Source organism: Pantoea sp. paga, assembly GCF_007558755.1.
GTDB classification, from domain to species: domain Bacteria; phylum Pseudomonadota; class Gammaproteobacteria; order Enterobacterales; family Enterobacteriaceae; genus Pantoea; species Pantoea agglomerans.
This window is the reverse complement of the sequence record NZ_VLTF01000007.1, coordinates 1-20938: the sequence shown is the minus strand read 5'-3', so window position 1 is coordinate 20938 and position 20938 is coordinate 1. Positions and strand designations below refer to the sequence as shown.

Here is a 20938-nt window from a genome sequence, read left to right as displayed (position 1 = left end):
AGTCTGAAAATGACACAGTCTGACGTTTTCCATCTTGGCCTGACTAAAGCCGATCTGCAGGGCGCCACCCTGGCGATTGTGCCGGGCGATCCGGAGCGCGTGAAGAAAATTGCCGGACTGATGGAAGATGCCACGCATCTCGCCTCACACCGTGAATTTACCTCCTGGCTGGCAAAAATTGATGGTAAGCCGGTCGTGGTCTGCTCAACCGGCATTGGCGGTCCGTCTACCTCGATTGCGGTCGAAGAGCTGGCGCAGCTTGGCGTGCGCACCTTCCTGCGTGTCGGTACTACGGGCGCTATCCAGCCGCATATCAATGTCGGCGATGTGCTGGTGACTACCGCATCTGTTCGCCTGGACGGGGCCAGCCTGCATTTTGCGCCGATGGAGTTCCCGGCAGTGGCTGATTTCGCCTGCACCACCGCGCTGGTTGCCGCCGCAGAAGCCTGTGGCGCGAAAACGCATATCGGCATCACCGCCTCTTCTGACACCTTCTATCCGGGTCAGGAGCGCTACGACACCGTTTCGGGCCGCGTAGTCAGTCGCTTCAGGGGATCGATGAAAGAGTGGCAGGAGATGGGCGTTCTCAACTATGAGATGGAATCCGCTACACTGTTAACCATGTGCGCCAGCCAGGGTCTGCGAGCCGGCATGGTGGCGGGCGTGATTGTTAACCGCACTCAGAAAGAGATCCCGGATGCGGTCACCATGAAACAGACAGAAAGCGACGCAGTGAAGATTGTGGTCGAAGCGGCGCGTCGTTTACTATAACGATTGCGTCTGGCAGCAGGTTTTTTGTCCAGACTCAAAACCTGCTGCCGGTAGTTAACGGCGCGTAATATCAGTGAAACCTGAGAGTTTTTATGCGCAATACTATTCCCGTCCGACGTCCTGCCCCTGGTGCTAATCCGGCCGCACTCAAAGCCATGCTGGAACGCAGTGCCGAACGTTTCCGTACCGCCATGCAACAGGGCGACTATGCGCTGGCCGCTCAATGCTGTGAAGAGGTATTGCGCACGATGCCAAATCAGATGCAGGTGCTGAGCGACTACGCGCTCTGCCTGCTGCGTCTGGGTCAGTACAATAAGTCGTACAAAATCTACCAGAAGATTTATCAGTCACCGCCCGCGGTGCAGGCTACCGCCTCTGAAACCTGGCTGGATGGCCTGACCGAAGTGTGTGGCTGGCTGGATAAAAAGGACGAGGTGGCGCGTCATGGCCTGGCCTCGCTGATGCGCTCTGATGCACGTTTCAGTCAGGGGCAGCGCGCCGCGTTTCCCGCTCCGCAACCGGAGCCTGTCGATCTCACTCATCCGCACCAGAATGTCATCGCTTTCTGCCTCTATGGCGATCAGCCGCGCTACTGTGAAACCTTAATCAAAAACGTTGAAGTGGCGCCTGAGCTCTATCCCGGCTGGGTCTGCCGCATCTACCTGGATGACAGCGTGCCGCAGCATGTCTGGCAGCGCCTTGACCAGCCGCACGTCCAGCTGATTGATATGTCCCACGAGAAAACCCTGTTTCCGACCCTGTGGCGTTTCCTGGTGATGGACGATCCTGATGTGAAACGCTTTATCGTGCGTGATGCCGACTCGTTGCTCTCGGAGCGCGAAGCGGCGGCGGTAAACGCCTGGCTGGCGTCACCTTACTGGTTCCACCATATGCGTGACTACTTCTCCCATACTGAGCTGTTGCTGGCAGGGATGTGGGGCGGCTGTCACGGCGTCTTCCGGGATGTGGAACAGGCGATGCGCGATTTTATTGCGGAGTATCAGGGCAGCCAGCGCTTCACCGATCAATATTTCCTCAAGGTGGCGTTGTGGCCGACGGTGCGCGAAAGCCTCCTGAGCCACGATGCGCTGTTTCATTTTCATCAGGCCCAGCCGTGGCCTGACCATGCGCCCGTGCGCTGGCAGACGCCGCATTTCCACGTGGGCAGCAATGCCGGTTTTGCCAGTATGACCGGCAAATCCAGCGCCGCTGAGGGAAGCAGACAGCGCGTCGCGATCACCTCGGGCGGGACAACCTGGCACTATCTGGCGCAGGTTAAAAAGGGTGAATGGCTATTGCCCATGCCGTTTTTCCTGATTGATGATTGGCAGGCTGGCAAGCTCACGGTGGCGGCACTGCAAGGCGCTGAATCCTGCTAAAATTATCTGGACATTCATACAGTGCGACTCTACCTTTCCCTCAGCAGCCTGAGTCGCGGGGGAAATCATGGATCAGCACATCATTATCAGCGCCTGTCTGGCGCTTGCCGGGTTAGGGATTGGCTGGATGCTGGCACAGTTACGTGCCGGCCATCAGGTCGCCAGTTTCCAGACCGAGCGCCGTCTGCAGGAAGAGGCGCAACAGCGTCAGCAGCAACAAATCGAACAGCTTCAGCAGCAGACGCAGCAGCGTGAGCAGGAGCTTCGTCAGCTGCACGGCGCGCTGAGCGGCGCCAATGAGCGGCTGCAACAGCTCGATTACTGGCGCAATGAAAGTGAGCAGCTTAATCGTGAACTGCGCAATCAGCTGGAGGTCAACAGCGCGCAGGAAGCGGAGTTGCGGGAAGTGACCATTCGCCTTGAAGAGACCCGTTTCGCCGCAGAAGAGAAACAGCGCCTGCTGACCAATAGCGAACAACGCCTCAGCGCCCAGTTTGAAAACCTCGCCAACCGTATTTTCGAAAACAGCGGCCGTCGCGTCGATGAGCAGAACCGGCAAAGTCTGGACGGGCTGATTGGCCCGTTGCGTGAACAGCTTGATGGCTTTCGTCGTCAGGTTCATGAAAGCTTTGGCGCAGAGGCGCGTGAACGGCATACCCTGACCCATGAAATCCGGCAGTTACAGCAGCTGAATGCGCAGATGGCGCAGGAGGCGCTTAACCTGACCAAAGCGCTGAAGGGCGATAATAAAATCCAGGGCAACTGGGGTGAAGTGGTGCTGAGCCGGGTACTGGAAGCCTCCGGACTGCGTGAAGGCTACGAATATGAAACCCAGGTTAGCATTCAGTCAGAACAGCAGGGCAGGATGCAGCCGGATGTGATTGTACGCCTGCCGCAGGGCAAAGATGTGGTGGTGGACGCCAAAATGACGCTGGTGGCCTATGAACGCTACTTCAATGCGGATGATGAGATCGAACGAGAGCAGGCTATTCAGGAACATGTCGCTGCTATGCGGGCGCACATCCGCCTGCTGGGAAGAAAAGATTATCAACAATTGCCCGGCTTACGATCGCTGGATTATGTGCTGATGTTTATCCCGGTGGAGCCCGCCTTTTTGCTGGCCATTGACCGCCAGCCTGAGCTGATTGGCGAGGCGCTGCAGCAGAACATCATGCTGGTCAGCCCCACCACGCTGCTGGTGGCGTTACGTACCATTAATAACCTGTGGCGCTATGAGCATCAGAGCCGCAATGCACAGCGTATTGCCGATCGGGCAACGCGGCTCTATGACAAGATGCGGCTGTTTGTCGATGACATGAGCGGCATTGGTCACAGCCTGGATAAAGCACAGAACAGCTATCGCGAGGCGATGAAAAAGCTGTCAGAAGGGCGCGGCAATCTGATTGCGCAGACTGAAGGATTTCGTGCGCTGGGTGTGGAGATCAAACGACCAATCAATCCTCAACTGGCCGAACGAGCCATGCCGGAAAACCGGGCGGCTGATGACGCAGATGATGACAGTGATGCGGATGAGAGTTCGATGCGTGTGAGGCGCCTCCACGAATAGTATGGGCGCAGCGTGCCTGGCTTCCGTGACTCTGATACACTTCGGGAAGTATTGTTTGTGGAGCAGGTAAAACCGATGGCAGATGAATCACAGCAGGAAACTACCCATTTTGGCTTTCAGACGGTCGCCAAAAGCGAAAAAGCTGACAAAGTCGCGGACGTGTTTCACTCCGTAGCGGCAAAATATGACCTGATGAACGATTTGATGTCGTTTGGCGTCCATCGTATCTGGAAGCGTTTTACCATTGACAGCAGCGGCGTACGTCGCGGTCAGCGCGTGTTGGATCTGGCGGGTGGTACCGGCGATCTGACGGCTAAATTTTCTCGTCTGGTGGGCGAAACGGGTCAGGTTGTACTGGCCGATATCAACAGTTCCATGCTGAAGATGGGCCGCGAAAAGCTGCGCAATCAGGGCGTGGTCGGCAACGTGAGTTACGTACAGGCCAACGCCGAAGCCCTGCCTTTCCCCGATAACTATTTCGACTGCATTACCATCTCTTTTGGCCTGCGTAACGTTACGGAAAAAGAGAAGGCGCTGGCCTCTATGTTCCGGGTACTCAAGCCGGGCGGACGCCTGCTGGTGCTGGAGTTCTCTAAACCCGTCCTGGATCCGCTGAGCAAAGCGTATGACGCCTACTCGTTCCACATTCTGCCGCGCATCGGACAACTGGTGGCGCAGGATGCAGAGAGCTATCGCTATCTGGCCGAATCGATCCGCATGCATCCCGATCAGGAGACCCTGAAAGCGATGATGAACGATGTTGGTTTTGAAAATACCACTTACTCCAATATGACCGGCGGCATTGTGGCGCTGCATCGTGGATTTAAGTTCTGAGTGAGATGGTAATGAACCTGACGCCCTTGATTACCGCGGGCCTGGAAACGGCGCTGAACCGTATTCTCTATCGCGATCGTGGCCTGAAACCGGCGCGGCAACGCCTGAATGGCAAAGTGCTGACGCTGCGCCTGAATGAGTTCTCTCATCCGCTGGTGCTGGTCTTCAGTGAACAGCAGGTCGATGTGTTAGCTGACTGGCAGGATCGCAGTGACTGCACGGTGATCACCTCGCTGAAAACCCTGCCGAAGCTGCGCGATCGCCAGCAGCTGACGCCGCTGATCCGTAGCGGTGAACTGCAGGTTGAAGGTGACCTGCAGGTGGTGCAGCAGTTCTCTGCGCTGATGGATCTGGCTGAGCTGGATCCGGCAGAATATCTGGCTCCCTGGGTCGGCGATATCGCCGCACAGGGGATCAGCCAGCGCTCACAACAGGCATTACGCTTTTTCAAAGGTGAAGTGCAGCGTCGCCAGGATTATCTCGGACAGGCCATAACCGAAGAGTGGCGTGTTGCGCCTGGCTCGCTGGAATTAGCCTGGTTTTCTGAGGAGGTCGACGCGATGGAACGTTCGCTTGAGGCGCTTGATGCGCGTCTGGCGCAGCTGGAGGCAAAATGAGTTTTGGAGAGATCCGCCGCTTATATCTGATCATGAAGGTGTTTCTGACCTATGGCCTTGATGAACTGATTCCTCAGACACGCCTCACTTTCCTGTTTCGCCTGTGGCGTCGCTCTGTTTTCTGGATCCCTAATCTGCATCAGCATGAACCGATCGGCGCACGTATGCGCATGGCGATGGAGCAGCTGGGTCCAGTCTGGATCAAGTTTGGCCAGATGCTGTCGACCCGTCGTGATCTCTTCCCGCCGCTGATTGCCGATCAACTGGCGATCCTGCAGGACCGCGTTGCGCCGTTCGATGGCGTCAAAGCCAAAGCGCAGATTGAAGCTTCAATGGGCGCGCCGATTGAAACCTGGTTTGATGATTTTGATATCAAGCCACTGGCTTCGGCATCCATTGCGCAGGTGCACACCGCCACGCTGAAATCAAACGGCAAGAAAGTGGTGATCAAAGTGATTCGCCCCGATATTTTGCCGGTGATTCGGGCGGACATGAAGCTGATCTATCGCCTGGCCCGCTGGGTCCCGCGCCTGTTGCCGGATGGCCGTCGTCTGCGTCCGGTCGAGGTGGTGCGTGATTATGAGAAAACCCTGCTTGATGAGCTGAATCTGTTACGTGAAGCGGCTAACGCCATTCAGCTGCGCCGGAATTTTGAAGATAGCCGCATGCTCTATGTGCCGGAAGTCTATTCCGACTACTGCAGCGAAACCATGATGGTGATGGAGCGCATCTACGGCATTCCGATTTCAGACGTTGCCACGCTGGAGCGTCATGGCGTTAATATGAAGCTGCTGGCAGAACGTGGCGTGCAGGTCTTCTTCACCCAGGTCTTCCGCGACAGCTTCTTCCATGCGGATATGCATCCGGGCAATATTTTTGTCAGCTATGAACATCCGGAAGATCCACAATATATCGGCATCGACTGCGGTATCGTGGGTTCACTGAACAAAGAAGATAAGCGCTATCTGGCTGAAAACTTTATCGCCTTCTTCAACCGTGACTACCGTAAGGTCGCGGAGTTGCACGTTGACTCAGGCTGGGTGCCACCCGATACCAACGTAGAAGATTTCGAGTTTGCGATTCGCACAGTCTGCGAGCCGATTTTTGAAAAACCGCTGGCTGAAATCTCCTTCGGGCATGTGCTGCTGAACCTGTTCAACACTGCACGCCGCTTTAATATGGAAGTGCAACCGCAGCTGGTCCTGCTGCAAAAAACGCTGCTCTATGTTGAAGGCATCGGCCGTCAGCTCTATCCGCAGCTCGACCTGTGGAAGACAGCCAAGCCCTTCCTGGAAGAGTGGATTAAAGATCAGGTGGGATTACCGGCTATTATCCGTGCGGTAAAAGAGAAAGCACCATTCTGGGCTGAGAAGCTCCCTGAGCTGCCGGAGCTGTTTTACGACAGCATGCGCCAGCACAAACTTTTACGGCACAGCGTCGATAAATTAGTGGGCGATATGAATGCGCAGCGCGTCCGGCACCATCAGGCGCGTTACCTGTTCGGCGTCGGTGCAACGTTGCTGTTAAGCGGAACGGCTGTGCTGCTCACCCGACCGGATTGGGACTTTTTCCCGGCGGTGTTAATGGCAGCAGGAATTGTCTCCTGGTTAATCGGCTGGCGTAAGACAAACTGATTGTCACGTCCGTCTAAAAAAAGGTAATGTCGCTGGCTCAGGCCCGGTTGAAAAGGGCACTCTGTGGTGCATTACCTCATCGTTTTCACAGAATATTAGAGGCTATCTCATGGGCGGTATTAGTATCTGGCAATTGGTAATCATTGCCGTGATTGTTGTACTTCTGTTCGGTACTAACAAATTACGTAATCTGGGTTCAGATTTGGGTTCTTCGATTCGTGGCTTCAAAAAAGCCATGAGTGACGAGGACGACAAAAAGGATCAACCGAAAGAGCAGGACGCTGACTTCGCTGCCAAAACGCTGGCGGACAAACAGCAAACTTCGGCTAACAAAGAAGAAGCCAAGAACGACAAGCAGGTGTAAACCGTGTTTGATATTGGTTTTAGTGAACTGGTATTGGTGTTCGTGATCGGGCTGATTGTACTCGGCCCGCAACGTTTACCGGTTGCGGTGAAAACCGTGGTCGGCTGGATCAGGGCGATTCGTTCGCTGGCAGCCAATGTACAACATGAACTGGCGCAGGAGCTCAAGCTGCAGGAGTTGCAGGATAGCCTGAAAAAGGTGGAAGAAGCGGGCCGTGGCACGCTCTCACCTGAGCTGAAAGAGTCAATGGAAGAGCTGCGTAAAACTGCGGATTCAATGAAACGCTCGGTCAGCCAGAGCATCGACATTGAAAAAGAGGAAGACGAGGCAAACACCATCCATTCGGCTCAGCACAGGCCCGCGCCTCATCCGGTCTCTGAGCCTGCTGCGTCTGAGCCTTCGGCGACACCGGCTACTGCAGAACACCAGGCCAGTGCCCCGGCACAGACGCCGTCTGCGGTTTCAGACTCAGGTCCGGCGGCGCAATCCTCTGCTGCACCTTCTGCCGTCGCCACTGCTCCGGCACCGGCTTCTCCAGCGGTTTCATCAGGTCCGGCGGTGCAATCCTCTGCCGCACCAACCGCTGTGGCCAGCGCACCGGCACAGGTACCCGCTGGCGACGTTGCCAGGCCGGCAGATCCTGCGCGTCATTCCGCTACCCCCTCTTCTGCAAGTGATGAACGATAATGGCCGTTGAAGATACCCAACCGCTCATCAGTCATCTGATTGAGCTGCGTAAGCGACTACTGAACTGCATCATCGCCGTATTAGCGATTTTCCTGGTGCTGGTTTATTTCGCCAACGACATCTACCAGCTGGTCGCGGCACCGCTAATCAGCCAGATGCCGGTGGGCTCCAGCATGATCGCGACCGATGTGGCCTCACCGTTTTTCACCCCGATTAAGCTGACCATTATTGTGTCGGTGTTTCTTGCGGTGCCGGTGATCCTCTATCAGGTCTGGGCATTTGTTGCCCCGGCGCTTTACCGGCATGAGCGCAGGCTGGTTATGCCGCTGCTGTTTTCCAGCACCTTCCTGTTCTACTTTGGCGTGGCCTTTGCCTATTTTGTGGTCTTCCCGCTGGCATTTGGTTTTTTCACCAAGACAGCGCCGATCGGCGTGACCGTAGCAACGGATATCTCTAAGTATCTCGATTTTGTCATGACGCTGTTTATGGCATTTGGCGTGGCGTTTGAAGTGCCGGTGGCGATTGTGTTGCTGTGCTGGACCGGGATCACCAGCCCGGAAGAGTTGAAGAAGAAACGTCCCTATATTCTGGTGGGCGCCTTCGTGGTCGGGATGTTGCTCACACCGCCGGATGTTTTTTCCCAAACTTTGCTCGCTATTCCGATGTACTGCCTGTTTGAAGTCGGCGTATTCTTTTCCCGTTACTATGTGGGTAAAGGCCGCCGGTTACAGGATGAAGACGAGAATACCGACTCCTGATGCGGACAGCTTTACCCGCACTGGCGGGAAGCGATCAATCCAAACCGCCCCGATGGGCGGTTTTTGTTTATAAACTGTGGGAAAAATTATGTTTGATATCGGTGTAAACCTGACCAGCACGCAATTCGCCTCCGATCGGCAAAAGGTGGTTAAACGCGCGCGTGATGCGGGCGTCACCGGCATGCTTATTACCGGCACTAACGCGCTGGAGAGCCAGCAGGCTCAGCGACTGGCTGAGGATCAACCGGGCTTCTGTTGGTCTACCGCGGGCGTCCATCCTCATCATGCCAGCGAATGGTCAACGGAAATTGCCAGCACCCTGCGTCGCCTGGCTGAAAAACCGGAAGTGGTTGCCATCGGTGAGTGCGGACTCGATTTCAATCGCAACCTGTCGGCTCATGAGCAGCAGGAGTATGCGTTTGATGCGCAGCTGGCTCTGGCGGCGGAACTCAATATGCCGGTCTTTCTGCACTGCCGCGAAGCCCATGCGCGTTTCGCCGCAGTGCTGGCGCCCTGGCTGCCAAAATTGCCTGGCGCGGTGATCCACTGCTTTACCGGCACGCGTGACGAACTGGAAGCCTGTCTGGGCATGGGATTATCGGTAGGAATTACGGGCTGGGTATGCGATGAGCGCCGTGGTCTGGAGTTGCGCGAGCTGCTGCCACTGATTCCGGCCGATCGCCTGCTGCTGGAAACGGATGCCCCATATCTGCTGCCGCGAGACATGCGTCCGCGCCCGACTTCGCGCCGTAATGAACCCTGCTTTTTACCGCATATTGTGCATCAGGTGGCGACATGGCGTGGTGAGAGTGCTGAGGAACTGGCGACCCGCATCGACCATAATGCACGGACGTTATTCAGACTGGCTTAAATCTTGCGGAACTGCTTGTTGTCGACGCTGCGCATCACCTGCTTGTTCAGCAAATTAAGCAACAGAATCGAGCGTGTTTCGCCATCCGGCTCGGCAAAGATGGCGCGCAGCCCTTCAAACGTCCCGTCGGTGATGACCACTTCATCGCCGCTTTGCGGCGTTTCAGGGTCAAGCAGGATTTGCGGAACGTCCGTTTCCAGCGCTTCGATCACGGCTGAAGGCACGGTCGCGGGCGTCGTGCCAAAGCGCACAAAGTGACTGACACCACGGGTACTGCTGATCGTCGTGGTGTGAATGGCTTCCGGATCAAACTCGATAAACAGATAATTCGGGAACAGTGGCTCACTCACGGTGGTGCGTTTACCGCGCACGATCTTTTCCAGAGCGATCATCGGGCTGAGGCAATGCACTTCCTGCCGCTCCAGATGCTCCTTCGCGCGCAGTAGCTGTCCACGTTTGCAATAGAGTAAGTACCAGGATTCCATAACTGCTCCCATTGAATGGACGCTAAGAATAGCAAACCTGCTGCCAGAGTTATAGCGCAGGGGCAGGGTAAAGCGTCCCGCAAAGAAAATAAACTGAGACTTTTCTTAAGATGCCCGATGGCAGCAGAAAAGGTGACTGAAAATTGACGTCTGCTATTGCTCTGTATCAGACTCAATGACCATCACATCTGCAAAAGGATCCTCTGATGGAACTCTTTCTGTTGAGCAACGGCAAGCTGGCCGATGATGCGCCGCTGCTGGGCTATGCGCAGCCGCAGCTGCACGCCATGATCGCCCGACGCGCTATTCGCTCGGCGGTATTAATCCCCTACGCGATTATTCGTGGCGATCAGCAGCAACGCGCCGCCGAACTTAGTGCCTCTCTGGGTATTCAGGTTGAGCGGGTTCAGGCATTCGCCTCACCGGCTGAAGCGATTGCGCAGGCAGAGCTGGTTTTAGTCAGCGGCGGTAACACCTGGTTCCTGAATCAGATGCTGCATGAGCAGGGTCTGATCGGGGCGATTCAGCGCGCGGTGCGGGAGCGGCAGGTACCTTATGTCGGCTGGAGCGCAGGCTGCAACGTGGCGACGCCCTCAATCCGTACCACGAATGATATGCCGGTGCGCAGCAGCGTGGTGCTGCCTGCGCTGGGACTCTTTCCGGTGCAGATTAATCCCCACTATCTGGATGCCAGCGTCAGCGGTCATATGGGCGAAACCCGTGACGAACGGCTGGCAGAGTTCTGTGCAGTTAATCCGACCGAGTCGGTGATTGCACTGCGTGAAGGCAGTTTTCTGCACGTTCACGACAATCAGCTGCGCTATCACAGCGTGCGAAACGAAGATTTTAAACTGTTTCGCCACGGCGAGCCGATTCAGGGGTATCACGATGCCCGCGCGTTACAACCGCTGGTTCCCTTTCAGTGCGTATGACGCTGCCATATAAACCTCAGCATAACCGCTTAATCAGACCTATAATGGCCGATTCACTCTGGCCGGAAAGCTAAAGCCGCATGAAATATCACGATTTAAGAGACTTTCTCGCGCTGCTCGAACAGCGCGGTGAGCTAAAGCGCATTACCCAGTCGATCGATCCTGAACTGGAAATGACCGAAATCGCCGACCGCACCCTGCGTGCCGGTGGCCCGGCTCTGCTGTTTGAAAACCCGAAAGGGTACGACATGCCGGTGCTGTGCAATCTGTTCGGCACACCAAAGCGTGTGGCAATGGGCATGGGCCAGGAAGAGGTCAGCGCACTACGTGAAGTGGGGAAGCTGCTGGCCTTCCTGAAAGAGCCGGAGCCGCCAAAAGGCTTCCGCGATCTGTTCGATAAGATGCCGCAGTTTAAGCAGGTCCTGAACATGCCGACCAAACGCCTGCGCAATGCACCCTGTCAGGAAGAGGTGTTCAGCGGCGATGAAGTCGATCTGACGCGCATTCCGGTGATGAAGTGCTGGCCGGGCGATGCGGCACCGCTGATTACCTGGGGGCTGACCGTGACGCGCGGCCCGCACAAAGAGCGGCAGAATCTCGGGATCTACCGGCAGCAGGTGATCGGCAAAAATCGTCTGATTATGCGCTGGCTGTCGCACCGTGGCGGCGCGCTCGACTATCTGGAGTGGACGAAAGCGCATCCGGGTGAGCGTTTTCCGGTCTCGGTGGCGCTGGGTGCCGATCCCGCCACTATCCTTGGAGCTGTAACGCCGGTGCCTGATACGCTGTCAGAATATGCGTTCGCCGGGTTGCTGCGCGGCAATAAAACTGAAGTAGTGAAATGCCTCTCGAACGATCTCGAAGTTCCCGCCAGCGCGGAAATCGTGCTGGAAGGGTATATCGAAGCGGGCGATATGGCGCCGGAAGGACCTTACGGCGACCACACCGGCTACTACAATGAAGTAGATAGCTTCCCGGTGTTTACCGTTACGCATATTACGCAGCGCCATAAGCCTATCTATCACTCCACCTACACCGGCCGTCCGCCGGATGAACCTGCGGTGCTGGGCGTGGCGCTGAATGAAGTACTGGTGCCGATTCTGGTGAAGCAGTTCCCGGAGATCGTGGACTTCTATCTGCCGCCAGAAGGGTGTTCATACCGGCTGGCGGTCGTGACGATTAAAAAGCAGTACGCGGGGCATGCCAAACGTGTCATGTTTGGCGTCTGGTCGTTTCTGCGGCAGTTCATGTACACCAAATTTGTTATTGTGTGTGACGATGACGTTAATGCGCGTGACTGGAACGACGTGATCTGGGCGATCACCACGCGTATGGATCCGGCCCGCGATACGGTATTAGTGGAAAATACCCCAATCGATTATCTCGATTTCGCTTCGCCCGTTTCCGGGCTGGGATCGAAGATGGGGATGGATGCGACCAATAAGTGGCCAGGTGAAACGCAGCGCGAATGGGGTACACCTATCGTCAAAGATCCTGCGGTCACCGCGCGCATTGATGCTATCTGGGATGAGCTAGGTATTTTTGATCAGCCGCCACAGCGTTGATGGCGAGCACAACCATAAAGACGACCCGACAGAGGGAACGCATGACAACGTTAAGCTGTAAAGTAACTTCGGTTGAGGCGATTACCGACACGGTCTATCGCGTTCGCCTGATCCCTGAAGCGGAATTCAGTTTTCGCGCGGGACAGTATCTGATGGTGGTGATGGACGAGCGTGACAAGCGTCCGTTCTCACTGGCCTCAACGCCGATGGAAAAAGATATCATTGAGCTGCATATCGGCGCGTCCGATCTGAACCTCTATGCCATGGCCGTCATGGATCGCATCCGTAACGATCGCCAGATTACGGTTGATATGCCGCACGGCGATGCCTGGCTGCGTGAAGAGAGCAGCAAGCCGCTGATTCTGATTGCAGGCGGCACCGGTTTCTCCTATGCCCGTTCGATTCTGCTCACTGCACTGGCGGAACAGCCAGAGCGCGATATCGCCATTTACTGGGGCGGACGTGAACTCAAGCATCTGTACGATCTGGAAGAGCTGGATGCGCTGGCGGTGAAGCATCCGAACCTGAAGGTGATCCCGGTTGTCGAGCAACCTGAAGCGGGCTGGCAGGGCCGCTCAGGCACGGTGCTGACGGCAGTGATGCAGGACTTCAGTACGCTGAGCGAGCATGAGATCTACATCGCCGGACGTTTTGAGATGGCGAAGATTGCGCGCGATCGTTTCTGTGCCGAGCGTGGCGCAGTGGAGTCACAGATGTACGGCGATGCGTTTGCCTTTATCTGATCCCCTGTAGCAGCCTGTAGCAGACAGAAAAAACCCGCCGGTTTACTGGCGGGTAAATCTGACAAAGTAAGACTCAACGTATTACAGACGCTCGAATACGGTCGCAATGCCCTGACCCAGTCCGATACACATGGTGGCGAGGCCAAAACGGGCATCGCGTCGTTCCATAATATTCAGCAACGTCGTGCTGATGCGTGCGCCGGAGCAGCCCAGCGGATGGCCTAACGCAATCGCGCCGCCATTCAGATTGACCTTATCATCCATCCGTTCCAGCAAACCTAAGTCCTTGATACAGGGCAGCGTCTGCGCGGCAAAGGCTTCGTTCAGCTCAAACACATCGATATCACTGACGCTCAGTCCCGCCCGTTTTAATGCCAGTTTGCTGGCCGGTACCGGTCCATAGCCCATGATCGAAGGATCACAGCCCACCACCGCCATGCTGCGGATGCGCGCGCGCGCTGTCAGCCCCAGTTCACGGGCGCGTGATTCACTCATGACCAGCATGGCGGCCGCGCCATCTGACAACGCCGACGATGTGCCCGCTGTGACGGTGCCGTTAACCGGATCGAAGGCGGGTTTGAGTGCCGCCAGTCCTTCGGCGCTGGTCTCCTCGCGAATCACCTCATCGAAGTCATAGCGTTTAAGAATGCCATCGCTGTCGTGACCATAGGTGGCGACAATCTCTGTTGCAAAGTCCCCGCGCTGGGTGGCCTGCCAGGCCCGCTGGTGCGAACGCAGGGCAAATGCATCCTGCTGCTCACGGCTGATATGATGCATCCGCGCCAGCATTTCAGCTGTTAAGCCCATCATGCCTGCTGCTTTTGCCACGGTACGGCCCAGACCGGGATGAAAGTCGACGCCGTGATTCATCGGCACGTGCCCCATATGCTCCACGCCACCGATCAGACAACATTGCGCATCACCGACCATAATGGCGCGGGCCGCATCATGCAGCGCCTGCATTGAAGAGCCACACAGTCGGTTGACGGTGGTGGCCGGCACTGAGTGCGGGATTTCGGCCAGCAGCGCGGCGTTACGCGCGATATTAAATCCCTGCTCCAGCGTCTGCTGTACGCAGCCCCAGACGATATCATCCAGTGATGTCGGGTTCACCGCCGGGTTGCGGCTCAGGAGTTCGCGCATCAGGTGCGCAGAGAGATCTTCAGCGCGCACGTGACGAAAGGCGCCGCCTTTTGAACGTCCCATTGGCGTGCGCACCGCATCAATAATCACCACATTTTCCATCTTTTTGCCCTCAGGCGCTTTTCAGCGCGGCTTCATCAATCGGTTTGGCGGCGGGATACCAGCTTTCATGCTGATGGGCTTTCTGCACCAGCAGCGCAGGCAGGGCATATAAGCCTCCGAGTGCGCTATAACGCCGGGCCTGATCCACCACGTTGCTGTTGCCCAGGGTATCGAGATAGCGGAAAGCGCCGCCACGGAAAGGCGGGAAGCCGAGACCATAGACCAGCGCCATATCCGCTTCCGCTGGCGAGGCAATAATCTTCTCTTCCAGGCAGCGCACTACTTCATTCAGCATTGGCAGCATCATGCGATTCAGGATCTCTTCGTCGCTAAAGAGCCGCTTAGGCTGGCAGACCTGCTCCAGCAGCGTATCCACTTCGGTATCAGCCACTTTTGTCAGTTTGCCCTTTTTATCTTCTTCCCAGCGCCAGAAGCCTTTGCCATTTTTCTGGCCAAAACGACCGGCATCAAACAGCAGATCGATCGCATCACGATAGTCATGCTTCATACGATCCGGGAAACCGTCAGCCATGACGCTTTGCGCGTGGTGCGCGGTATCGATGCCGACCACATCCAGCAGCCATGAGGGGCCCATCGGCCAGCCAAACTGTTTTTCCATCACTTTATCAATCTGACGGAAATCGGCGCCGTCGCGCAGCAGCAGGCTGAAAGCGGCGAAGTAAGGGAACAGCACCCGGTTAACAAAGAAGCCCGGACAGTCATTCACTACGATCGGGGTTTTGCCCATTTTGCTGGCCCAGGCCACCACTTTGCTCAGGGTCGCTTCACTGGTTTTCTCGCCACGAACCACCTCTACCAGCGGCATACGCGGTACCGGATTGAAGAAGTGCATGCCGCAGAAGTTTTCCGGACGCTGCAGCGCCTGCGCCAGCTGGCTGATGGGAATGGTCGAGGTATTGGAGGCCAGAATCGCATCCTCACGCAGATGCTGTTCGGTTTCCGCCAGCACTTTGGCCTTGATCAGCGGATTCTCTACCACCGCTTCAACCACCACATCGGCCTGTTCAAAACCGGCGTAATCCAGCGTGGGCTGGATAGTGGCGATTACACTGGCGAGTTTGTTGCCGTCGATTTTGCCGCGTTCCAGCAGCTTATTGAGCAGCTTGCTGGCTTCGTTCATCCCCAGCGTTAACGCCTGTGGATTAATATCTTTCATTCTGACCGGCACGCCTTTCCACGCAGACTGGTAGCTGATGCCGCCACCCATGATGCCTGCGCCCAGTACCGCTGCCTGAGCGGGTGCGCCGCTTTCGCTGCCGCGCTTTTTCGCCAGACCTTTCACATACTGGTCGTTGAGGAAGATGCCGACCAGCGCGCGTGCTTCATCAGACTGGGCCAGCGGCACAAACGCTGCGGTTTCAAGTTTCAGCGCGTCATCGCGGCCAAGGCTGGCTGCAGCTTCAATGGTTTTTACCGCCATCAGCGGAGCGGGATAATGCTTGCCTGCGGTTTGCAGCACCATTGCTTTCGCGATAGTGAAGCTCATGGCCGCTTCAATCGGGCTGAGTTTTAGCGGAGCCAGCTTAGGGGCCCGGCGGGCGCGCCAGCTGCCATCAGTGGCAGCGGCCTTAAGCATGATGATCCCCGCCTCACGCAGTTTCTCGCGAGACACCACCGCATCGACCAGACCGAGTTTAAGAGCGGCATTGCCATCGATATCTTTTCCCGCCGCAATAATTTCCAGCGCACTGTCGGCGCCCAGCAGGCGCGGCAATCGCACGCTGCCGCCAAATCCCGGCATGATGCCAAGTTTGGTTTCCGGCAGGCCAATACGGGCGTCCGCAGTAGCGATACGCAGATCGGTTGCCAGTACGCATTCACATCCGCCGCCCAGTGCATAGCCGTCAATGGCGGCCAGAGTCGGTACCGGCAAATCTTCCAGACGATTGAAGATGCTGTTGGCGTAACTCAGCCACTGGCTCAGCTTTTCGGTGGGTGCATCAAACAGTGAAAGGAACTCGGTGATATCTGCCCCTACAATAAATGCAGGCTTAGCGGAGCTCAGCAGCAGGCCGCGCAGTTCTGGCTGCTGCTCCAGCACAGCTATTGCCTCGCCCAGGCTGGCGACAGTTTGCGTATCGAGCTTGTTGACCGAGCCCGTAGCGTCAAAAACCAGCTCGGCGATGCCATCGTCCAGCCAGTGAAGAGTAAGGTTAGCGCCTTGGTAGAGCATGTGCGTCTCCTGAAACCGCGAAAGGTGATCTGGTCATACCAGATGATCGTGAGTGTGGGAGCGATGTTAATTTTTTGCAAACTGGTCTTTGCTTATTTGCTAACAAGGTCACAGCTGCGCCGACTTCGGCATCTGCGCAAGGGGTATGCTAAACTGCGGCCATTTCGCGACACTGGAGAGACGTCAATGGATTCACTGAAGACCTTGTATCACGCGCACATCGCCACGTTGCAACAACGGGCGCAGCAGGTGCTGGCACGCAATAAACTGGATGCGATGTTGATCCATTCCGGTGAGTTGTTGACGGTGTTTCTGGATGATCACACTTATCCGTTTAAGGTGAATCCGCAGTTCAAGGCCTGGGTGCCGGTGACGCAGGTGCCCAACTGCTGGCTCTGGATTGATGGGGTAAACAAACCGAAACTGTGGTTCTACTCTCCGGTGGATTACTGGCATAACGTTGAACCGTTGCCGGATAGCTTCTGGACCAGGGATGTCGACGTTATCGGCCTGAAAAATGCGGATGAGATTGCGCAGTTGCTGCCTGCACAGCGTGATAACGTTGCCTATATCGGCCCGGTTAACGCGCGTGCATCTCAGCTCGGCATCGCCTCTGGCAATATTAATCCCAAAGCGGTAATCGACTTCCTGCACTTCCATCGCAGTATCAAAACTGATTATGAACTCGCCTGTCTGCGCCAGGCGCAGAAGCTGGCGGTTGCCGGTCATCGCGCGGCGAAAGAGGCGTTCTCGGCGGGCTTAAGTGAGTTCGATATCAATCAGGCGTATCTGACCGCTACCGGTCATCGCGACACCGATGTACCTTACGGCAATATCATTGCGCTGAATGAGCACGCTGCGGTGCTGCACTACACCCGGCTGGATCATCAGCCACCGGCGAAACGCCATAGCTTTTTGATTGATGCGGGTGCCGAGTATCTTGGCTATGCCGCTGATTTGACCCGCAGCTATGCGGCGCAGAGCAGTTCGCTCTATGCCAGAATGGTTGAGGCGATGAACACTGAAGAGCTGGCTCTGATAGCCACGCTGAAACCGGGCGTACGCTACACCGATTACCATCTTCAGATGCATCAGCGTATTGCGAAGATGTTGCTGAAGTTTGAGCTGGTTCAGGGAATCAGCGAAGAAGCGCTGGTGGCTGAAGATCTGACCGGTCCGTTTATGCCACATGGCCTGGGGCATCCGCTGGGTCTGCAGGTCCATGACGTTGCCGGTTTTATGCAGGATGAGCAGGGCACCCATCTCGCCGCGCCAGCGCAATATCCTTATCTTCGCTGCACCCGCGTGCTGCAACCGGGCATGGTATTAACCATTGAGCCGGGCTTCTATATTATTGACTCGTTACTGAAGCCGCTGCGTGAAGGCCGTTTCAGTCAGCACTTTAACTGGCAGGCCATTGATGCGCTTCGGCCTTATGGCGGGATTCGTATTGAGGATAACGTGGTGATCCATGCGCATCGCGTTGAGAACATGACCCGCGATCTGCATCTGGCCTGATGGAGGCCTTTGATATTCCCGCTGTGCCAGTGAGCAGCAGTGAGGAGACAATCAAAAAGAGTCGCTTCATTACGCTACTGGCGCACACCGAGGGTACAGAGGCGGCGCGCGCGTTTGTCCAGCAGGTTAAAAGCGAGCATCCCACTGCCCGGCATCACTGCTGGGCCTGGGTAGCGGGCGCACCGAATGATTCTCAGCAACTCGGTTTCTCTGATGATGGTGAACCTTCGGGTACGGCAGGGAAACCGATGCTGGCGCAACTGATGGGCGCGGATATTGGCGAGATTACCGCTGTGGTGGTGCGTTATTACGGTGGCATCATGCTGGGAACCGGCGGCTTAGTGAAAGCGTATGGTGGTGGCGTCCAGCAGGGGCTTAAGCAATTGCCACGGCAGCGCAAAGTGCCGATGAAGCTGTTCACTTTGCAATGTGACTATGCACAGCTCAGTGATATTGAACGGCTGGTACAGCGTTTTGAAGGTAAGGTGACCGACAGCCAGTTTCAGGATCGTATTGCGTTGACGCTGGCTGTACCTTACGGACAGATCGACGGGTTCAAAAAAAATCTGTCAGACTTTAGTCGGGGCGCGTTATCGCTGATCCCGCTCACACCATGATGTTCATCTCTTTTATTTAAAGGAACGGCTGAATGCACTTTCGCGCCATTACCCGCATAGTCGGTCTGCTGGTGATCCTCTTTTCAGTGACGATGATTTTGCCCGGCCTGGTCGCCTTAATTTATCGCGATGGCGCAGGGCGGGCGTTTAGCCAGACCTTTATGATGGCGCTGGTGATCGGCTCGCTGCTGTGGTGGCCGAATCGCAAAAAGAAAACCGAACTCAAACCGCGGGAAGGGTTTCTGATTGTGGTCCTGTTCTGGACGGTGCTGGGCAGCGTAGGGGCGATGCCCTTTATCTTTGCCGAACAGCCGCATCTTTCGGTGACGGATGCGTTCTTTGAATCTTTCTCTGGCCTGACGACCACGGGTGCTACCACGCTGGTGGGGCTGGACTCGTTGCCTAAGGCGATTCTCTTCTATCGGCAGATGCTGCAGTGGCTGGGCGGTATGGGGATCATCGTATTAGCCGTGGCGATACTGCCGATTCTGGGCGTCGGGGGCATGCAGCTCTATCGCGCTGAAATGCCGGGGCCGCTGAAAGATAATAAAATGCGACCACGTATCGCCGAGACGGCCAAAACACTCTGGCTGATCTACGTTCTGCTGACGATAGCCTGTGCGCTGGCATTGTGGCTGGCGGGAATGCCAGCGTTTGATGCTATTGGCCACAGTTTCTCGACTATCGCCATTGGCGGCTTCTCAACCCATGATGCCAGTATCGGCTATTTTAACAGTGGTACTATCAATACCATCGTGGCGGTGTTTCTGCTGATCTCCGGCTGTAACTACGGCCTGCACTTTGCCATGTTAAGCGGACGCAATCTGCGCGTGTACTGGCGCGACCCTGAGTTCCGCATGTTTATTGGCGTTCAGCTGACACTGGTGTTGATCTGTACTCTGGTGCTCTGGTTCCATAATGTCTATGAAAGTGGCTGGCAGACGCTGAACCAGGCCTTTTTCCAGGTGGTCTCAATGGCGACGACGGCGGGATTCACGACCGACAGCATCGCACGCTGGCCATTGTTCCTGCCGGTACTGCTGTTGTGCTCCGCCTTTATCGGCGGTTGTGCCGGTTCAACCGGCGGTGGTCTGAAGGTGATTCGCATACTGCTGTTATGCAAGCAGGGTAACCGTGAGCTTAAGCGTCTGGTTCACCCCAATGCGGTCTACACCATTAAGCTGGGCAACCGGGCGCTGCCGGAACGTATCCTTGAAGCCGTATGGGGATTCTTCTCGGCTTATGCGCTGGTGTTCCTGATCAGCATGCTGGCGATCATCGCTACCGGTGTTGATGACTTCTCGGCTTTTGCTGCCGTTGCCGCGACGCTCAATAACCTCGGCCCTGGCTTAGGAGTCGTAGCTGATAACTTCACTTCAATGAATGACGTGGCGAAATGGATTCTTATTTCCACCATGTTGTTTGGGCGTCTCGAGGTATTCACCTTGCTGGTGCTGTTCACGCCTACTTTCTGGCGTGAATAATTAATAAGGATGCTGACATGAAAGCGCTGATTCTCTATTCCACTCGCGACGGACAAACAAAGAAGATTGCCTCTTCTATTGCTGATGTGATCCGTCAGCAGCAGCAGTGTGATGTGCTGAACATTCAGGATGCCACTCTGCCTGACTGGGCACAGTATGATCGCGTGTTAATTGGCGCATCTATCCGCTATGGCCATTTTCAGCCGGTCGTCGATAAGTTCGTTAAACAATACCTTCATGAGTTGCAGCAGCGTACCAGCGGTTTCTTTTCGGTGAACCTGACGGCGCGCAAACCTGAGAAGCGTTCTCCTGAAACCAATGCCTATACGCAGAAGTTCCTGGCACACTCGCCGTGGCAGCCTGATTGCTGTGCCGTGTTTGCAGGCGCGCTCTATTATCCGCGCTATCGCTGGTTCGATCGCGTCATGATTCAGTTGATTATGCGCATGACCGGTGGTGAGACAGATTCGACGAAAGAAGTGGAGTACACGGACTGGCAGCAGGTACGCACTTTTGCCAATGATTTTGCACAGTTACCAGGCAAATCGTAGCGAAATAGCGCGATTTGATGAAAATTACTGCGAACGATAATCTTTTCGTAATAAACGCTTGTCAGCCCGCGGAAACTCCCTATAATGCGCCTCCATCGACACGGAACACCGGCAACGGGAAG

20 protein-coding genes are annotated in these 20938 nt (G+C 55.9%); 17 read left to right on the top strand and 3 right to left on the bottom strand.

Features of this window, described 5'->3' with window-relative positions; genetic code table 11:
* Positions 1–9 precede the first annotated feature (9 nt).
* From udp to tatD, 10 genes are all read left to right on the top strand, one after another.
* Positions 10–771 (top strand): uridine phosphorylase, encoded by a 762-nt coding sequence (udp, locus tag FOV68_RS17300; RefSeq protein ID WP_010257266.1) that lies wholly within the window; start codon positions 10–12, stop codon positions 769–771.
* A 92-nt stretch (positions 772–863) separates the two neighbouring features.
* Positions 864–2150 carry a tetratricopeptide repeat protein gene (locus FOV68_RS17295; protein ID WP_143991268.1) on the top strand — a complete coding sequence of 429 codons (1287 nt, stop codon included), beginning with the start codon at positions 864–866 and terminating at the stop codon, positions 2148–2150.
* Positions 2151–2217: 67 nt separating this feature from the next.
* Positions 2218–3717 carry a DNA recombination protein RmuC gene (gene rmuC, locus FOV68_RS17290; protein WP_143991267.1) on the top strand — a complete coding sequence of 500 codons (1500 nt, stop codon included), beginning with the start codon at positions 2218–2220 and terminating at the stop codon, positions 3715–3717.
* Between the two features lie 75 nt (positions 3718–3792).
* On the top strand, positions 3793–4551 hold the full coding sequence (gene ubiE / locus FOV68_RS17285; RefSeq protein WP_008926452.1) for a bifunctional demethylmenaquinone methyltransferase/2-methoxy-6-polyprenyl-1,4-benzoquinol methylase UbiE: 759 nt from the start codon (positions 3793–3795) through the stop codon (positions 4549–4551).
* 11 nt (positions 4552–4562) lie between these two features.
* Complete coding sequence (locus FOV68_RS17280) at positions 4563–5168, top strand: SCP2 domain-containing protein (RefSeq protein ID WP_010257253.1); 606 nt, start codon at positions 4563–4565, stop codon at positions 5166–5168.
* A complete protein-coding gene (gene ubiB / locus FOV68_RS17275) occupies positions 5165–6802 on the top strand; it encodes a ubiquinone biosynthesis regulatory protein kinase UbiB (protein WP_031590268.1) in 1638 nt (545 codons plus the stop codon). Before FOV68_RS17280 ends, ubiB begins: the two co-directional genes overlap by 4 nt.
* A 109-nt stretch (positions 6803–6911) precedes the next feature.
* Positions 6912–7166 carry a Sec-independent protein translocase subunit TatA gene (gene tatA / locus FOV68_RS17270; protein WP_039390514.1) on the top strand — a complete coding sequence of 85 codons (255 nt, stop codon included), beginning with the start codon at positions 6912–6914 and terminating at the stop codon, positions 7164–7166.
* 3 nt (positions 7167–7169) lie between these two features.
* The gene (gene tatB, locus FOV68_RS17265) at positions 7170–7853 is read left to right on the top strand and encodes a Sec-independent protein translocase protein TatB (protein WP_143991266.1); all 684 of its coding nucleotides are present in this window, start codon (positions 7170–7172) and stop codon (positions 7851–7853) included.
* Positions 7853–8611, top strand: a complete 759-nt coding sequence (tatC, locus tag FOV68_RS17260; protein WP_031590265.1) for a Sec-independent protein translocase subunit TatC — start codon at positions 7853–7855, stop codon at positions 8609–8611. Before tatB ends, tatC begins: the two co-directional genes overlap by 1 nt.
* Positions 8612–8699: 88 nt before the next feature.
* Complete coding sequence (gene tatD / locus FOV68_RS17255; RefSeq protein WP_039390518.1) at positions 8700–9482, top strand: 3'-5' ssDNA/RNA exonuclease TatD; 783 nt, start codon at positions 8700–8702, stop codon at positions 9480–9482.
* Here tatD and rfaH read toward each other — a convergent pair.
* Complete coding sequence (gene rfaH, locus FOV68_RS17250; RefSeq protein ID WP_010257230.1) at positions 9479–9967, bottom strand: transcription/translation regulatory transformer protein RfaH; 489 nt, start codon at positions 9965–9967, stop codon at positions 9479–9481. The two genes, tatD and rfaH, sit on opposite strands and share 4 nt — an antisense overlap.
* 206 nt (positions 9968–10173) lie before the next feature.
* On the opposite strand from rfaH, the gene pepE reads away from it, so the two are divergent.
* From pepE to fre, 3 genes are all read left to right on the top strand, one after another.
* Positions 10174–10899, top strand: coding sequence for a dipeptidase PepE (gene pepE, locus FOV68_RS17245; RefSeq protein ID WP_109652909.1), 726 nt, complete (start codon positions 10174–10176; stop codon positions 10897–10899).
* 80 nt (positions 10900–10979) lie between these two features.
* Positions 10980–12464, top strand: coding sequence for a 4-hydroxy-3-polyprenylbenzoate decarboxylase (ubiD, locus tag FOV68_RS17240; RefSeq protein WP_010257222.1), 1485 nt, complete (start codon positions 10980–10982; stop codon positions 12462–12464).
* A 41-nt stretch (positions 12465–12505) separates the two neighbouring features.
* Entirely contained in the window at positions 12506–13207 is a 702-nt protein-coding gene (gene fre / locus FOV68_RS17235; protein WP_010257219.1) for an NAD(P)H-flavin reductase, read from the top strand.
* An 81-nt stretch (positions 13208–13288) separates the two neighbouring features.
* Here fre and fadA read toward each other — a convergent pair whose 3' ends face one another.
* Entirely contained in the window at positions 13289–14452 is a 1164-nt protein-coding gene (gene fadA, locus FOV68_RS17230) for an acetyl-CoA C-acyltransferase FadA (RefSeq protein WP_031590260.1), read from the bottom strand.
* 10 nt (positions 14453–14462) lie between these two features.
* A complete protein-coding gene (fadB, locus tag FOV68_RS17225) occupies positions 14463–16646 on the bottom strand; it encodes a fatty acid oxidation complex subunit alpha FadB (RefSeq protein WP_143991265.1) in 2184 nt (727 codons plus the stop codon).
* A 186-nt stretch (positions 16647–16832) separates the two neighbouring features.
* On the opposite strand from fadB, the gene pepQ reads away from it, so the two are divergent.
* The 4 genes from pepQ to hemG are packed head-to-tail and all read left to right on the top strand — an operon-like array spanning position 16833 to position 20816.
* Entirely contained in the window at positions 16833–18164 is a 1332-nt protein-coding gene (pepQ, locus tag FOV68_RS17220) for a Xaa-Pro dipeptidase (RefSeq protein ID WP_143991264.1), read from the top strand.
* Positions 18164–18781, top strand: a complete 618-nt coding sequence (locus FOV68_RS17215; RefSeq protein WP_143991263.1) for an IMPACT family protein — start codon at positions 18164–18166, stop codon at positions 18779–18781. The genes pepQ and FOV68_RS17215 overlap by 1 nt, the downstream gene beginning before the upstream one ends.
* A 32-nt stretch (positions 18782–18813) precedes the next feature.
* Complete coding sequence (trkH, locus tag FOV68_RS17210) at positions 18814–20265, top strand: Trk system potassium transporter TrkH (protein WP_010257200.1); 1452 nt, start codon at positions 18814–18816, stop codon at positions 20263–20265.
* 17 nt (positions 20266–20282) lie between these two features.
* Positions 20283–20816 carry a menaquinone-dependent protoporphyrinogen IX dehydrogenase gene (gene hemG, locus FOV68_RS17205; protein ID WP_143991262.1) on the top strand — a complete coding sequence of 178 codons (534 nt, stop codon included), beginning with the start codon at positions 20283–20285 and terminating at the stop codon, positions 20814–20816.
* The last annotated feature ends 122 nt before the right edge of the window (positions 20817–20938 follow it).